Raw genomic sequence first — 13,431 nt, forward strand, 5'->3', positions numbered from 1 at the left:
AGGAAATGGTGATGCCGGGCGACAACGTGTCGATCACGGTGAAGCTGATTGCGCCGATCGCGATGGAAGAGGGCCTGCGCTTCGCGATCCGCGAAGGCGGTCGTACCGTCGGCGCCGGTGTCGTCGCCAAAATCATCGAGTAAAATCGCTGGTTTGCTGTTGCAGTAACCGATGTGCCCGGGGCCGGGCACGCGCTCCCAGTCAGCGTGTTGGGGGGGGCGGCGCTTTAGCGCTTACTCCTGTCCCATGTCCGGCCCTACGCTCTTTTACTAGTCCGGCGGCGCAATGCCGCCTCGCTCTTTCCAAGGAATTGTCATGCCGAACCAGAAAATCCGTATTCGCCTGAAGGCCTTCGACTACCGCCTGATCGACCAGTCGGCGGCTGAAATCGTCGAAACGGCGAAGCGGACCGGCGCGATCGTCCGCGGCCCGGTGCCGCTGCCGACGCGCATCCAGCGTTTCGACATCCTGCGTTCGCCGCACGTCAACAAGACGTCGCGCGATCAGCTCGAAATCCGTACCCACCTGCGCCTGATGGACATCGTCGACCCGACGGACAAGACCGTCGACGCGCTGATGAAGCTCGATCTGCCGGCCGGCGTGGACGTCGAAATCAAGCTGCAATAAGGCTTTGCGGCGATTCCGGGCTTCCCGGGTGCCGCTAAGTCTTTGATTGCTTGCGGAAAACGAAAAGGCTCGCTATACTTGCAGTCTTTTCGCGCATTTGCGCAAAAAAGCCGGTGCGGATCGGGCCCGTTTCGTTTCAATTTCGGGCCTTTCCTGGCGGTCGTTTCGGCGACGCGGCGCACCGGCATTTTGTAAATCAGCCCCGACCAATCGCAGTCGGGAATGGAGAATACGATGAGCCTTGGACTCGTAGGTCGCAAGGTTGGCATGACCCGTATCTTCACGGCGGAAGGGGATTCGATCCCTGTCACCGTGCTGGACGTGTCCGACAACCGCGTGACGCAGATCAAGACTGTTGAAACCGACGGCTACACGGCCGTTCAGGTTGCCTTCGGCACGCGCCGCGCTTCACGCGTGACGAAGCCGCTCGCAGGTCATCTCGCCAAAGCCGGTGTTCAGGCTGGCGAAATCCTCAAGGAATTCCGGATCGACGCCGAAAAGGCGGCCGCGCTCGCCGCGGGCACCGTGGTCGACGTGGATCTCTTCGAGGTGGGCCAGAAGGTCGACGTGCAAGGCGTGTCGATCGGTAAGGGCTACGCCGGTACCATCAAGCGCTACAACTTCAGCTCGGGTCGTGCCTCGCACGGTAACTCGAAGTCGCACAACGTGCCGGGTTCGATCGGTATGGCGCAGGATCCGGGTCGCGTGTTTCCCGGCAAGCGCATGACGGGTCACATGGGTGACGACACCGTCACCGTGCAAAACCTCGAGATCGCCCGTATCGACGCGGAGCGCAAGCTGCTGCTCGTCAAGGGTGCCGTGCCGGGCGCGAAGGGCGGCAAGGTGTTCGTGACGCCGGCCGTGAAGGCCCGCGCGAAGAAAGGAGCCGAATAATGGAACTTAAGCTCCTCAATGCCAATGGCCAGGAAGGCGCTGCCGTCAACGCGTCGGACGTCGTGTTCGGCCGCGATTACAACGAAGCGCTGATCCATCAGATCGTCGTCGCCTATCAGGCGAACGCCCGCAGCGGCAACCGCGCGCAGAAGGATCGCGAGCAGGTCAAGCACACGACCAAGAAGCCGTGGCGCCAGAAGGGCACGGGCCGCGCCCGCGCCGGTATGTCGTCGAGCCCGCTGTGGCGCGGCGGCGGCCGTATCTTCCCGAATTCGCCGGAAGAAAATTTCGCGCACAAGGTCAACAGGAAGATGCATCGCGCAGGCCTCTGCTCGATCTTCTCGCAACTGGCCCGCGAAGGCCGCATCTCGGTGGTCGACGAGTTGACGCTCGAAGCGCCGAAGACGAAGCTGCTGGCCGAGAAATTCAAGGCCATGGGTCTCGATTCCGTGCTGGTCATTACCGACACGGTCGACGAGAACCTGTACCTCGCGTCGCGCAACCTCGCCCACGTGGCGGTTGTCGAGCCGCGTTACGCCGACCCGCTCTCGCTGATCTACTTCAAGAAGATTCTGATCACGAAGGCCGCGGTCGCCCAGATCGAGGAGTTGCTGTCATGAGCGGAATTCTCAAGAACGATCATCGTTTGATGCAGGTTCTGCTCGCGCCGGTGATCTCCGAAAAAGCGACGCTGGTGGCGGACAAGAACGAACAGGTCGTGTTCGAGGTCGCGCCGGACGCGACCAAGCCGGAGGTCAAGGCCGCCGTCGAGCTGCTGTTCAAGGTCGAAGTGAAGTCCGTGAACATTCTGGTCACGAAGGGCAAGAGCAAGCGCTTCGGCCGCTTCATGGGTCGCCGCAAGGACGTGAAGAAGGCGTACGTCAGCCTGAAGCCCGGCCAGGAAATCAACTTTGAAGCGGAGGCCAAGTAATCATGGCAATCGTGAAAGTTAAGCCGACTTCGCCGGGTCGCCGCGCGATGGTCAAGGTGGTCAACAAGGAACTGCACAAGGGCAAGCCGTTCGCGCCGCTCGTTTCTAAGCAGAGTTCGACCGCCGGCCGTAACAACAACGGCCACATCACGACGCGTCACAAGGGTGGCGGTCACAAGCAGCACTACCGCGTGATCGATTTCCGTCGCACGAAGGACGGCATTCCGGCGAAGGTCGAGCGTCTCGAGTACGACCCGAACCGCAGCGCGAACATCGCGCTCGTGCTTTACGCCGATGGCGAGCGCCGCTACATCATCGCGCCGAAGGGCGTGACGGTGGGCCAGCAACTGCTGTCGGGTTCGGAGGCGCCGATCCGCGTGGGTAATGCGCTGCCGATTCGCAACATTCCGGTCGGCACGACGATTCACTGTATCGAGATGCTGCCGGGCAAGGGCGCGCAAATGGCGCGTTCGGCCGGTACGTCGGCGATGCTGCTGGCGCGCGAAGGCACGTACGCTCAGGTGCGTCTGCGTTCGGGCGAAATCCGCCGCGTGCACGTCGAGTGCCGCGCGACGATCGGTGAAGTGGGCAACGAAGAGCACAGCCTGCGCCAGATCGGCAAGGCCGGCGCGAACCGCTGGCGCGGCATTCGTCCGACCGTGCGTGGCGTGGCGATGAACCCGGTCGACCACCCGCACGGTGGCGGCGAAGGCAAGACCGCTGCAGGCCGCGATCCGGTGAGCCCGTGGGGCACGCCGACGAAGGGCTACCGCACCCGCAGCAACAAGCGCACGACGAGCATGATCGTCCAGCGCCGTCACAAGCGTTAAGGAGCAGCAATGGCACGTTCTGTTAAAAAAGGTCCGTTCTGCGACGCCCATTTGCTGAAGAAGGTCGAGGCGGCTGCAGCATCGCGTGACAAGAAACCGATCAAGACCTGGTCGCGTCGTTCGACGATCCTGCCGGACTTCATCGGCCTGACGATCGCCGTGCACAACGGCCGTCAACACGTTCCGGTGTATATCTCGGAAAACATGGTCGGCCACAAGCTTGGCGAGTTCGCACTGACCCGTACGTTCAAGGGTCACGCGGCCGACAAGAAGGCCAAGAAATAAGGGGCAATCAAGATGGAAGTGAAAGCAATTCATCGCGGTGCCCGCATCTCGGCGCAGAAGACGCGCCTTGTGGCTGACCAGATTCGCGGTTTGCCGGTCGACAAGGCGCTGAACGTTCTGACGTTCTCGCCGAAGAAGGCGGCTGGCATCGTGAAGAAGGTTGTGCTCTCGGCGATCGCGAATGCCGAGCACAACGAGGGCGCCGACATCGACGAGCTCAGGATCAAGAGCATCTTCGTCGACAAGGCTGCATCGCTCAAGCGGTTCACCGCGCGTGCGAAGGGCCGTGGCAACCGCATCGAGAAACAATCCTGTCACATCACCGTGACGGTCGGTAACTAAGGGAGCCTACGATGGGACAGAAAATTCACCCGACCGGCTTCCGTCTGGCCGTCAGCCGCAATTGGGCTTCGCGCTGGTACGCGAACAACAACAATTTCGCGGCGATGCTGAAGGAAGACATCGGCGTTCGCGAGTACCTGAAGAAGAAGCTGAAGAACGCTTCGGTGGGTCGCGTCGTGATCGAGCGTCCGGCCAAGAACGCGCGCATCACGATTTACAGCTCGCGTCCGGGCGTCGTGATCGGCAAGAAGGGCGAGGACATCGAACTGTTGAAGCTGGAACTGCAACGCCGCATGGGCGTGCCGGTCCACGTCAACATCGAGGAAATCCGCAAGCCGGAAACCGATGCGCAACTGATCGCCGATTCGATCACGCAGCAACTCGAGCGCCGGATCATGTTCCGTCGCGCGATGAAGCGCGCGATGCAGAACGCGATGCGTCTGGGTGCCCAGGGCATCAAGATCATGAGCGCGGGCCGTCTGAACGGCATCGAAATCGCCCGTACCGAGTGGTACCGCGAAGGCCGCGTGCCGCTGCATACGCTGCGCGCGGACATCGACTACGCGACCTCGGAAGCGAAGACGACGTACGGCATCATCGGTGTCAAGGTGTGGGTCTACAAGGGCGATACGCTCGGCCGCAACGACGCCCCGGTGGTGGAAGAAGTCGCCGAAGAAAAGCGTCCGCGCCGCAATGCCCGTCCGGGCGAGCGTCGCGGTCGTGGCGATGCTGCTCCGGGCGCCCGTCGCGGCGCTCCGCGTCGCGGCGGTGCCGGCGATGGCAAGACTGGAGAATAACGATGCTGCAACCGAAACGCAGGAAGTATCGCAAAGAGCAGAAAGGCCGCAACACCGGCGTCGCGACGCGCGGCAATGCCGTCTCGTTCGGTGAATTCGGCCTGAAGGCGATCGGTCGCGGCCGTCTGACCGCGCGCCAGATCGAGGCGGCGCGTCGTGCCATGACGCGTCACATCAAGCGCGGCGGCCGTATCTGGATTCGCATTTTCCCGGACAAGCCGATTTCGCAGAAGCCGGCCGAAGTGCGGATGGGTAACGGTAAGGGTAACCCCGAGTACTACGTCGCCGAGATCCAACCGGGCAAGATGCTGTATGAAATGGATGGCGTGACCGAAGAACTGGCCCGTGAAGCGTTCCGTCTGGCTGCAGCGAAGCTGCCGCTGAAGACGGTCTTCATGGTTCGCCAGCTCGGCGCCTAAGGAGTAGATGATGAAGGCTTCCGAACTTCACCAGAAAGACAAGGCCGCGCTGAACAAAGAGCTGTCGGACCTTTTGAAGGCGCAATTCGGCCTGCGCATGCAGCTCGCGACCCAGCAGCTCACGAACACGAGCCAGCTGAAGAAGGTTCGTCGCGACATCGCACGTGTGCGGACCGTCCTGACTGAGAAGGCGAACCAGAAATGAACGATAGCGTGAAAACCTCGCTCAAGCGGACGCTGGTCGGCAAGGTCGTCAGCAACAAGATGGACAAGACCGTCACCGTGCTCGTCGAGCGCCGCGTGAAGCACCCGATCTACGGCAAGTACGTCGTGCAGTCGAAGAAGTATCACGCGCACGACGAAACGAACACCTACAACGAGGGTGATCTCGTCGAAATCCAGGAAACGCGTCCGGTTTCGAAGACGAAGGCCTGGGCGGTGTCGCGTCTCGTCGAAGCAGCCCGCGTGATCTGAGGGTTGTCCCGGCGGTAGAAGTTGTTGAAATTGCAGTAGATGCATGCTTGCAAGACCGGGATTCTCTGCTATAATCCCGGTCTTCCCTCTTTGTGGGCCTGCCGCTGGCAACACGGCGGATCAGCCCGGTGGAGGGGGAGCGCGGTTCGGGCGCCTGCCCGCGGCCGTCAGGATTCACCGGAAGGCGATGGCCGGTTTCGTTTGCTGTCGCTGCTGTTCTAACCCAAGCGGCTGAGCAGTCGTTCAAAAGGCGGCGCGGCTGACGGGACCAAGACTGACCGGGTGCGCCATGGTGGTGCGACCGGATTAAGTTGGGAAATGTAAACCATGATCCAGACCGAAACTCGGCTTGAAGTGGCCGACAACACGGGTGCGCGTGAAGTCATGTGCATCAAGGTGCTCGGCGGCTCGAAGCGTCGTTATGCCAGCATCGGCGACATCATCAAGGTGAGCGTCAAAGAGGCAACGCCGCGTGGGCGCGTGAAGAAGGGCGAAATCTACAACGCCGTGGTGGTTCGCACCGCCAAGGGCGTGCGCCGCCAGGACGGCTCGCTGATCAAGTTCGATGGCAACGCCGCCGTGCTTTTGAATAACAAGCTCGAGCCTATCGGCACCCGCATCTTCGGGCCGGTGACGCGTGAGCTGCGCAGCGAACGGTTCATGAAGATCGTCTCGCTCGCGCCGGAAGTGCTGTAAGGAGTCGCGATGAACAAGATTCGCAAGGGTGACGAAGTCATCGTCACGACCGGCAAGGACAAGGGCAAGCGCGGTGTTGTGCTGGCCGTTGGCGAAGAGCGTGTGACCGTCGAGGGCATCAACATCGCGAAGAAGCACGTGAAGCCGAACCCGATGAAGGGTACGACGGGCGGCGTGGAAGCGAAGACGATGCCGCTGCATATCTCGAACGTCGCGCTGGTCGACGCGAACGGCAAGCCGTCGCGTGTCGGCATCAAGGTCGAAGGGGGCAAGAAGGTGCGCTTCCTGAAGACGACCGGTGCCGTCGTTGGCGCCTGACGCTGCGGAGTAAAAAATGGCACGTTTGCAAGAATTTTACAAAGAGAAGGTCGTTCCCGGCCTGATCGAGAAGTTCGGTTACAAGTCGGTCATGGAAGTGCCGCGCATCACCAAGATCACCCTGAATATGGGTCTTGGCGAAGCCGTCGCCGACAAGAAGGTGATCGAGAACGCCGTGGGCGACCTGACGAAGATCGCGGGCCAGAAGCCCGTCGTGACGAAGGCCCGCAAGGCCATCGCCGGCTTCAAGATCCGCCAGGGCTACCCGATCGGCGCGATGGTGACGCTGCGCGGCAACCGGATGTACGAATTTCTCGACCGTTTCGTGACGGTCGCGCTGCCTCGCGTGCGCGACTTCCGCGGTGTGTCGGGTCGTGCGTTCGACGGTCGTGGCAACTACAACATCGGCGTGAAAGAGCAGATCATTTTCCCCGAAATCGACTACGACAAGATCGACGCGCTGCGTGGGCTGAACATCAGCATCACGACGACCGCGAAGACCGACGACGAAGCCAAGGCCCTGCTCGCCAGCTTCAAGTTCCCGTTCAGAAACTGAGGTTACCGTGGCTAAACTGGCACTGATCGAACGTGAAAAGAAGCGCGCCCGTCTGGCAGCGAAGTACGCGCCGAAGCGCGCCGCGCTGAAGGCGGTCATCGACGACCAAAGCAAGTCGGAAGAAGAGCGCTACGCAGCTCGCCTCGAGCTGCAACAATTGCCGCGTAATGCGAACCCGACCCGCAAGCGTAATCGCTGCGCGATCACGGGTCGTCCGCGCGGCACGTTCCGCAAATTCGGACTCGCGCGCAACAAGATTCGCGAAATCGCGTTCCGCGGCGAAATCCCCGGCGTCACCAAGGCGAGCTGGTAATAGGAGAAGCGTAAATGAGCATGAGTGATCCTATCGCCGATATGCTGACTCGCATCCGCAATGCGCAGATGGTCGAGAAAGTTACGGTTACGATGCCCTCGTCGAAGGTCAAGGTCGCGATCGCGCAGGTCCTGAAGGACGAAGGCTATATCGAAGATTTCGCGGTGAAGACCGAAGGCGCGAAGTCGGAATTGAACATCGCGTTGAAGTACTACGCCGGTCGCCCCGTCATCGAGCGCCTTGAGCGCGTCTCGAAGCCGGGTCTGCGCGTGTACCGCGGTCGCAACGACATTCCGCAGGTCATGAACGGCCTCGGTGTGGCGATCGTTTCGACGCCCAAGGGTGTGATGACGGACCGCAAGGCGCGCGCGACTGGCGTGGGCGGTGAAGTCATCTGCTACGTCGCCTAAGGCCGAAGGAGAGGAAAGATGTCTCGAGTAGGTAAAAGCCCGATCGCGCTGCAAGGCGCCGAGGTGGCCCTGAGCGACGCAAGCATCACTGTCAAGGGCCCGCTGGGTACGATTTCGCAGGCGTTGAACCGTCTCGTGAAGGTGGTGAACGACAGCGGCGTGCTGAAGTTCGAGCCCGTCGACGAGAGCCGGGAAGCAAATGCGATGTCGGGCACGATGCGCGCGCTCGTCGCGAACATGGTGCAAGGCGTGACGAAGGGTTTCGAGCGCAAGCTGACGCTGGTTGGCGTCGGCTACCGTGCGCAGGCGCAGGGCGACAAGCTGAATCTGTCGCTGGGTTTCTCGCACCCGGTGGTGCACCAGATGCCGCAAGGCGTGAAGGCCGAAACCCCGTCTCAAACCGAAATCGTGATCAAGGGGATCGACAAGCAGCAGGTCGGCCAAGTTGCCGCGGAAGTGCGCGGTTACCGTCCGCCCGAGCCCTACAAGGGCAAGGGCGTGCGCTATGCCGACGAAGTCGTGATCCTCAAGGAAACGAAGAAGAAGTAAGGGTGCGCAATCATGGATAAGACTCAATCTCGCCTGCGCCGCGCTCGTCAGACGCGTCTCAAGATCGCTGAGCTGCAGGTCGCGCGTCTCGCCGTGCACCGCACGAACACGCACATTTATGCGCAGGTGTTCTCGCCGTGTGGCACGAAGGTGCTCGCCAGCGCATCGACGCTCGAAGCCGAAGTGCGCGCGCAACTGGCCGACAAGACAGGCAAGGGCGGCAACGTCGCCGCTGCCACGCTGATCGGCAAGCGCATCGCAGAAAAGGCCAAGGCCGCCGGCATCGAATCCGTCGCCTTCGACCGCTCGGGTTTTCGCTACCACGGCCGCGTGAAAGCGCTGGCTGACGCGGCGCGCGAAGCCGGGCTCAAGTTCTAAGGAAGGAATTCGTCATGGCAAAGATGCAAGCGAAAGTTCAGGCTGACGAGCGCGACGACGGCCTTCGCGAAAAGATGATTTCGGTCAATCGCGTGACCAAGGTGGTGAAGGGCGGCCGGATTCTCGGTTTCGCCGCGCTGACCGTGGTGGGCGATGGCGACGGCCGCGTCGGCATGGGCAAGGGCAAGGCGAAGGAAGTGCCGGTTGCCGTCCAGAAGGCGATGGAGCAGGCCCGCCGCAACATGTTCAAGGTGCCGCTGAAGAACGGTACGCTGCAGCATGAAGTGCACGGCAAGCACGGCGCCTCGGTGGTGATGCTCGCGCCGGCGAAGGACGGTACGGGCGTGATCGCCGGCGGCCCGATGCGCGCGGTGTTCGACGTGATGGGCGTGCAGAACGTCGTGGCGAAGAGCCACGGTTCGACGAATCCCTACAACCTCGTTCGTGCGACGCTCGACGGCCTGCGCAAGCAGTCCACGCCGGCTGACATCGCCGCGAAGCGTGGCAAGTCCGTCGAAGAAATTCTGGGCTAAGGGTGGCCACCATGTCTGAAAAAACTGTCAAGGTTCAGCTCGTCAAGAGCCTGATTGGGACCCGTGAATCGCATCGCGCCACCGTGCGCGGTCTGGGCCTGCGCCGCCTGAACTCGGTCTCCGAGCTGCAGGATACGCCGGCCGTGCGCGGCATGATCAACAAGGTCTCGTACCTCGTCAAGGTCATCGCCTAGGGCGTCCCGGGTGTCCGATAAGGAGTTGAGAATGGAATTGAATAACCTGAAGCCGGCGGCTGGTTCGAAGCATGCGAAGCGTCGCGTCGGCCGCGGTATCGGTTCGGGCCTCGGCAAGACCGCCGGTCGCGGTCACAAGGGTCAGAAGTCGCGTTCGGGCGGCTTCCACAAGGTCGGCTTCGAAGGCGGTCAGATGCCGCTGCAACGCCGTCTGCCGAAGCGCGGCTTTACCTCGCTGACGAAGGAATTCGTCGGCGAAGTGCGCCTTGCCGACCTCGAAAAGCTGCCGGTCGACGAAATCGATCTGCTGGCGCTGAAGCAGGCCGGTCTCGTCGGCGAGCTGACGCGGAGCGCGAAGATCATCGCGACCGGCACGCTTTCGCGCAAAATCGTGGTGAAGGGTCTGGGTGCGACGAAGAACGCGCGCGCTGCAATCGAAGCGGCGGGCGGTTCTTTTGCCGAGTAAGTTTGCCGGGTAACGCGCAGGCTGGCCTGCCGTCACCCGCGTTTGCATCGGAGAAGTTAGTTGGCTAACAGCCCGAGTCTCGCAAAAAGTGGTCGCAGCGCTCCGAAGTTCGGGGATCTGCGTCGTCGGGCAGTGTTTTTGCTGCTGGCACTGCTTGTCTACCGGATCGGTGCGCACATTCCGGTGCCGGGGATCGACCCGGATCAACTGGCCAAGCTGTTCCAGAGCCAGGCAGGCGGCATCCTGGGCATGTTCAACATGTTCTCGGGCGGCGCGCTGTCGCGCTTCACGATCTTCGCGCTGGGGGTCATGCCGTATATTTCGGCGTCGATCATCCTGCAGTTGATGGCGATCGTCTCGCCGCAACTCGAGGCGTTGAAGAAGGAAGGGCAGGCCGGTCAGCGCAAGATCACGCAGTACACGCGGGTCTTCACGGTGGTGCTGGCGACGTTTCAGGCATTCGGTATCGCTGTCGCGCTGGAGAACCAGCAGGGACTCGTGCTCGATCCGGGTATGGTGTTTCGCCTGACGACGGTCGTGACGCTCGTGACGGGCACGATGTTCCTGATGTGGCTCGGCGAGCAGATCACGGAGCGCGGGCTCGGCAACGGCATCTCGATCATCATCTTCGGCGGGATCGCGGCCGGTTTCCCGAACGCGATCGGCGGGCTGTTCGAGCTCGTGCGCACGGGGTCGATGGGGCCGGTGTCGGCGATCTTCATCGTGGCGCTGATCGCGGCCGTGACGTATCTGGTGGTGTTCATCGAACGCGGCCAGCGCAAGATTCTCGTGAATTACGCGAAGCGTCAGGTCGGCAACAAGATTTACGGCGGGCAGTCGTCCCACTTGCCGCTGAAGTTGAACATGTCGGGCGTGATTCCGCCGATCTTCGCATCGTCGATCATCCTGTTCCCGGCAACGATCCTGAACTGGTTCAGCTCGGGGTCGCGCACGAGCGGGTTCGCCAGCACGCTGCACAACGTGGCCGATGCGCTGCGTCCTGGCCAGCCCGTGTACGTGTTGCTGTACGCGTTGGCGATCGTGTTCTTCTGCTTTTTCTACACCGCGCTGGTGTTCAACAGCAGAGAGACGGCCGACAACCTGAAGAAGAGCGGCGCGTTCGTGCCGGGCATTCGTCCGGGCGAACAGACGGCGCGCTATATCGACCGCATCCTCACGCGTCTGACGCTGGCCGGTGCGATCTATATCGTGTTCGTCTGCCTGCTGCCGGAATTTTTGGTGCTGCGCTGGAACGTGCCGTTTTATTTTGGCGGAACGTCGCTGTTGATCATTGTCGTCGTCACAATGGACTTCATGGCACAGGTGCAGTCGTACGTGATGTCGCAACAATATGAATCGCTGCTCAAGAAGGCCAACTTCAAGGGCGGCGGCGTCCCGATGCGTTGAAAGGACCTATGGCCAAAGACGATGTAATCCAGATGCAGGGTGAGGTGATCGAAAACCTCCCCAACGCTACCTTTCGGGTGAAACTGGAAAACGGCCATGTCGTATTGGGACATATTTCCGGAAAGATGCGGATGCACTACATCCGCATTCTTCCGGGCGACAAGGTGACGGTTGAGTTGACGCCTTACGATCTGTCGCGTGCGCGGATCGTGTTCCGGGCGAAGTGATTTGAAAAAAGGGTAATATCATGAAAGTGATGGCATCGGTTAAGCGCATGTGCCGCAATTGCAAGATCATCAAGCGCAACGGCGTCGTTCGCGTGATTTGCAGCTCGGACCCGCGCCACAAGCAGCGTCAAGGCTGACCAGTGCGCTTTGCTTGCGCTTTTTGTTTGAGGAAAAACAATGGCTCGTATCGCAGGGGTTAACATCCCGAACCACCAGCACACCGAAATCGGCCTGACGGCGATCTACGGTATCGGCCGCACGCGTTCGCGCAATATTTGCGCCTCGGCCGGTGTGCCGTTTGACAAGAAGGTCAAGGACCTGAACGACGCGGATCTGGAAAAGCTGCGCGAGGAAGTGGGCAAGTTTATCGTCGAGGGCGATCTGCGTCGCGAAGTGACGATGAGCATCAAGCGCCTGATGGACCTCGGCTGCTACCGCGGCGTGCGTCATCGCAAGGGCCTGCCCCTGCGTGGCCAGCGCACGCGCACGAATGCGCGCACGCGCAAGGGTCCGCGCCGCGCTGCGCAATCGCTGAAGAAGTAAGCGGGACTGACAGTTACAGGAAAACGTAATGGCTAAGGCTTCGAACAACTCCGCGGCGCAACGCGTTCGCAAGAAGGTCAAGAAGAACGTCGCCGAGGGCGTGGTTCACGTTCACGCGTCGTTCAACAACACCATCATCACGATCACCGATCGTCAGGGCAACGCGCTCGCGTGGGCGACCTCGGGCGGTCAGGGCTTCAAGGGCTCGCGCAAGTCGACCCCGTTCGCAGCCCAGGTCGCGGCCGAATCGGCCGGTCGCGTGGCGATGGAATACGGCGTGAAGAACCTCGAAGTTCGGATCAAGGGCCCGGGCCCGGGTCGCGAGTCCGCGGTTCGCGCGCTGCACGGTCTTGGCATCAAGATCACCGCGATTTCCGACGTGACGCCGGTTCCGCACAACGGCTGCCGTCCGCCGAAGCGCCGCCGCATCTAAGCGCTGTTTTTGCCGCGAGCCCGTCTGCCGGTCGTACGGCAAGACGGGCCGTAGGCGCCGACTGAAAACTTAAGCCCACCGTTCGGCCCAAAGGGCACGAACTAGCGCGAGTGCGAGAGCATCCGCGTGATGAACATAGAAGGAATGCAACGTGGCACGTTATACCGGCCCCAAGGCCAAGCTGGCCCGCCGTGAAGGCACCGACCTTTTCCTGAAGAGCGCCCGCCGCTCGCTCGCCGACAAGTGCAAGCTCGACAGCAAGCCGGGTCAGCACGGCCGCATCTCGGGCGCGCGTACGTCCGACTACGGCACGCAACTGCGCGAAAAGCAAAAAGTGAAGCGCATCTACGGCGTGCTCGAGCGCCAGTTCCGCCGCTACTTCGCCGAAGCGGACCGCCGCAAGGGCAACACGGGTGAAACCCTGCTGCAACTGCTCGAATCGCGCCTCGACAACGTCGTGTATCGCATGGGCTTCGGCTCGACCCGCGCGGAAGCGCGTCAACTGGTGAGCCACAAGGCGATCACCGTGAACGGTCAGGTCGCGAACATTCCGTCGCTGCAGGTGAAGGCCGGCGACGTCGTGGCCGTGCGCGAACAGGCGAAGAAGCAGGCGCGCATCCTCGAAGCGCTCTCGCTCGCCGAGCAGGGCGGCCTGCCGGGCTGGGTGTCGGTCGACGCCAAGAAGTTCGAAGGCACGTTCAAGGGCATGCCGGAGCGCAGCGATATCGCCGGCGATATCAACGAAAGCCTGATCGTCGAATTGTATTCGCGTTAAACGGATTGACGGCCGGGGTATCCCGATTGCGCGA

General features: G+C 61.7%; 27 protein-coding genes and 1 pseudogene. All 28 read left to right on the forward strand.

The features are described 5' to 3' along the window. A pseudogene (locus CY652_RS15800) lies at positions 1 to 143 on the forward strand (elongation factor Tu); the annotation flags it as partial. A gap of 172 nt (positions 144 to 315) precedes the next feature. After that, on the forward strand, positions 316 to 627 hold the full coding sequence (gene rpsJ / locus CY652_RS15805; protein ID WP_102131665.1) for a 30S ribosomal protein S10: 312 nt from the start codon (positions 316 to 318) through the stop codon (positions 625 to 627). A 234-nt stretch (positions 628 to 861) separates the two neighbouring features. Beyond that, on the forward strand, positions 862 to 1,521 hold the full coding sequence (rplC, locus tag CY652_RS15810; RefSeq protein WP_102131794.1) for a 50S ribosomal protein L3: 660 nt from the start codon (positions 862 to 864) through the stop codon (positions 1,519 to 1,521). Beyond that, entirely contained in the window at positions 1,521 to 2,141 is a 621-nt protein-coding gene (gene rplD, locus CY652_RS15815; RefSeq protein ID WP_102131666.1) for a 50S ribosomal protein L4, read from the forward strand. Before rplC ends, rplD begins: the two co-directional genes overlap by 1 nt. Continuing rightward, positions 2,138 to 2,452, forward strand: coding sequence for a 50S ribosomal protein L23 (gene rplW / locus CY652_RS15820; protein ID WP_102131667.1), 315 nt, complete (start codon positions 2,138 to 2,140; stop codon positions 2,450 to 2,452). Before rplD ends, rplW begins: the two co-directional genes overlap by 4 nt. 2 nt (positions 2,453 to 2,454) lie before the next feature. Continuing rightward, entirely contained in the window at positions 2,455 to 3,282 is an 828-nt protein-coding gene (gene rplB, locus CY652_RS15825; protein ID WP_102131668.1) for a 50S ribosomal protein L2, read from the forward strand. Between the two features lie 9 nt (positions 3,283 to 3,291). After that, positions 3,292 to 3,567, forward strand: a complete 276-nt coding sequence (gene rpsS / locus CY652_RS15830) for a 30S ribosomal protein S19 (protein ID WP_004199273.1) — start codon at positions 3,292 to 3,294, stop codon at positions 3,565 to 3,567. Positions 3,568 to 3,579: 12 nt separating this feature from the next. After that, positions 3,580 to 3,909 carry a 50S ribosomal protein L22 gene (gene rplV, locus CY652_RS15835; RefSeq protein ID WP_102131669.1) on the forward strand — a complete coding sequence of 110 codons (330 nt, stop codon included), beginning with the start codon at positions 3,580 to 3,582 and terminating at the stop codon, positions 3,907 to 3,909. A gap of 11 nt (positions 3,910 to 3,920) precedes the next feature. After that, entirely contained in the window at positions 3,921 to 4,706 is a 786-nt protein-coding gene (gene rpsC, locus CY652_RS15840; RefSeq protein ID WP_102131670.1) for a 30S ribosomal protein S3, read from the forward strand. Positions 4,707 to 4,708: 2 nt separating this feature from the next. Beyond that, on the forward strand, positions 4,709 to 5,125 hold the full coding sequence (gene rplP, locus CY652_RS15845; RefSeq protein ID WP_102131671.1) for a 50S ribosomal protein L16: 417 nt from the start codon (positions 4,709 to 4,711) through the stop codon (positions 5,123 to 5,125). A 10-nt stretch (positions 5,126 to 5,135) separates the two neighbouring features. Next, on the forward strand, positions 5,136 to 5,330 hold the full coding sequence (gene rpmC, locus CY652_RS15850; protein WP_075159014.1) for a 50S ribosomal protein L29: 195 nt from the start codon (positions 5,136 to 5,138) through the stop codon (positions 5,328 to 5,330). Beyond that, positions 5,327 to 5,599, forward strand: coding sequence for a 30S ribosomal protein S17 (gene rpsQ / locus CY652_RS15855; RefSeq protein ID WP_102131672.1), 273 nt, complete (start codon positions 5,327 to 5,329; stop codon positions 5,597 to 5,599). The genes rpmC and rpsQ overlap by 4 nt, the downstream gene beginning before the upstream one ends. Positions 5,600 to 5,926: 327 nt before the next feature. Continuing rightward, complete coding sequence (gene rplN / locus CY652_RS15860; protein ID WP_038714987.1) at positions 5,927 to 6,295, forward strand: 50S ribosomal protein L14; 369 nt, start codon at positions 5,927 to 5,929, stop codon at positions 6,293 to 6,295. A gap of 9 nt (positions 6,296 to 6,304) precedes the next feature. After that, on the forward strand, positions 6,305 to 6,613 hold the full coding sequence (gene rplX / locus CY652_RS15865; RefSeq protein WP_102131673.1) for a 50S ribosomal protein L24: 309 nt from the start codon (positions 6,305 to 6,307) through the stop codon (positions 6,611 to 6,613). A 16-nt stretch (positions 6,614 to 6,629) separates the two neighbouring features. Beyond that, positions 6,630 to 7,169 carry a 50S ribosomal protein L5 gene (gene rplE, locus CY652_RS15870; RefSeq protein WP_102131674.1) on the forward strand — a complete coding sequence of 180 codons (540 nt, stop codon included), beginning with the start codon at positions 6,630 to 6,632 and terminating at the stop codon, positions 7,167 to 7,169. 7 nt (positions 7,170 to 7,176) lie between these two features. Continuing rightward, positions 7,177 to 7,482 (forward strand): 30S ribosomal protein S14, encoded by a 306-nt coding sequence (gene rpsN, locus CY652_RS15875; RefSeq protein WP_102131675.1) that lies wholly within the window; start codon positions 7,177 to 7,179, stop codon positions 7,480 to 7,482. 14 nt (positions 7,483 to 7,496) lie between these two features. After that, positions 7,497 to 7,892 (forward strand): 30S ribosomal protein S8, encoded by a 396-nt coding sequence (gene rpsH, locus CY652_RS15880; RefSeq protein WP_102131676.1) that lies wholly within the window; start codon positions 7,497 to 7,499, stop codon positions 7,890 to 7,892. 18 nt (positions 7,893 to 7,910) lie between these two features. After that, on the forward strand, positions 7,911 to 8,441 hold the full coding sequence (rplF, locus tag CY652_RS15885) for a 50S ribosomal protein L6 (RefSeq protein WP_102131677.1): 531 nt from the start codon (positions 7,911 to 7,913) through the stop codon (positions 8,439 to 8,441). A gap of 12 nt (positions 8,442 to 8,453) precedes the next feature. Beyond that, positions 8,454 to 8,819 carry a 50S ribosomal protein L18 gene (gene rplR / locus CY652_RS15890; protein ID WP_102131678.1) on the forward strand — a complete coding sequence of 122 codons (366 nt, stop codon included), beginning with the start codon at positions 8,454 to 8,456 and terminating at the stop codon, positions 8,817 to 8,819. A 14-nt stretch (positions 8,820 to 8,833) separates the two neighbouring features. Next, positions 8,834 to 9,352 carry a 30S ribosomal protein S5 gene (gene rpsE / locus CY652_RS15895; protein ID WP_102131679.1) on the forward strand — a complete coding sequence of 173 codons (519 nt, stop codon included), beginning with the start codon at positions 8,834 to 8,836 and terminating at the stop codon, positions 9,350 to 9,352. 11 nt (positions 9,353 to 9,363) lie between these two features. Further along, positions 9,364 to 9,546, forward strand: a complete 183-nt coding sequence (rpmD, locus tag CY652_RS15900; protein WP_006400644.1) for a 50S ribosomal protein L30 — start codon at positions 9,364 to 9,366, stop codon at positions 9,544 to 9,546. 31 nt (positions 9,547 to 9,577) lie between these two features. After that, positions 9,578 to 10,012 (forward strand): 50S ribosomal protein L15, encoded by a 435-nt coding sequence (gene rplO, locus CY652_RS15905; protein WP_102131680.1) that lies wholly within the window; start codon positions 9,578 to 9,580, stop codon positions 10,010 to 10,012. 60 nt (positions 10,013 to 10,072) lie between these two features. Continuing rightward, positions 10,073 to 11,419 (forward strand): preprotein translocase subunit SecY, encoded by a 1,347-nt coding sequence (secY, locus tag CY652_RS15910; protein ID WP_102131681.1) that lies wholly within the window; start codon positions 10,073 to 10,075, stop codon positions 11,417 to 11,419. A gap of 8 nt (positions 11,420 to 11,427) precedes the next feature. Continuing rightward, complete coding sequence (infA, locus tag CY652_RS15915) at positions 11,428 to 11,646, forward strand: translation initiation factor IF-1 (protein ID WP_004521905.1); 219 nt, start codon at positions 11,428 to 11,430, stop codon at positions 11,644 to 11,646. Positions 11,647 to 11,666: 20 nt separating this feature from the next. Further along, entirely contained in the window at positions 11,667 to 11,783 is a 117-nt protein-coding gene (gene rpmJ, locus CY652_RS15920; protein ID WP_026121918.1) for a 50S ribosomal protein L36, read from the forward strand. A gap of 40 nt (positions 11,784 to 11,823) precedes the next feature. After that, positions 11,824 to 12,189 (forward strand): 30S ribosomal protein S13, encoded by a 366-nt coding sequence (rpsM, locus tag CY652_RS15925; RefSeq protein WP_102131682.1) that lies wholly within the window; start codon positions 11,824 to 11,826, stop codon positions 12,187 to 12,189. Between the two features lie 28 nt (positions 12,190 to 12,217). Further along, a complete protein-coding gene (gene rpsK, locus CY652_RS15930; RefSeq protein WP_006052224.1) occupies positions 12,218 to 12,622 on the forward strand; it encodes a 30S ribosomal protein S11 in 405 nt (134 codons plus the stop codon). Positions 12,623 to 12,773: 151 nt separating this feature from the next. Beyond that, entirely contained in the window at positions 12,774 to 13,397 is a 624-nt protein-coding gene (gene rpsD, locus CY652_RS15935) for a 30S ribosomal protein S4 (protein WP_102131683.1), read from the forward strand. Positions 13,398 to 13,431: the final 34 nt, after the last annotated feature.

Source organism: Burkholderia sp. WAC0059 (assembly GCF_002870125.1).
Lineage (GTDB): Bacteria > Pseudomonadota > Gammaproteobacteria > Burkholderiales > Burkholderiaceae > Paraburkholderia.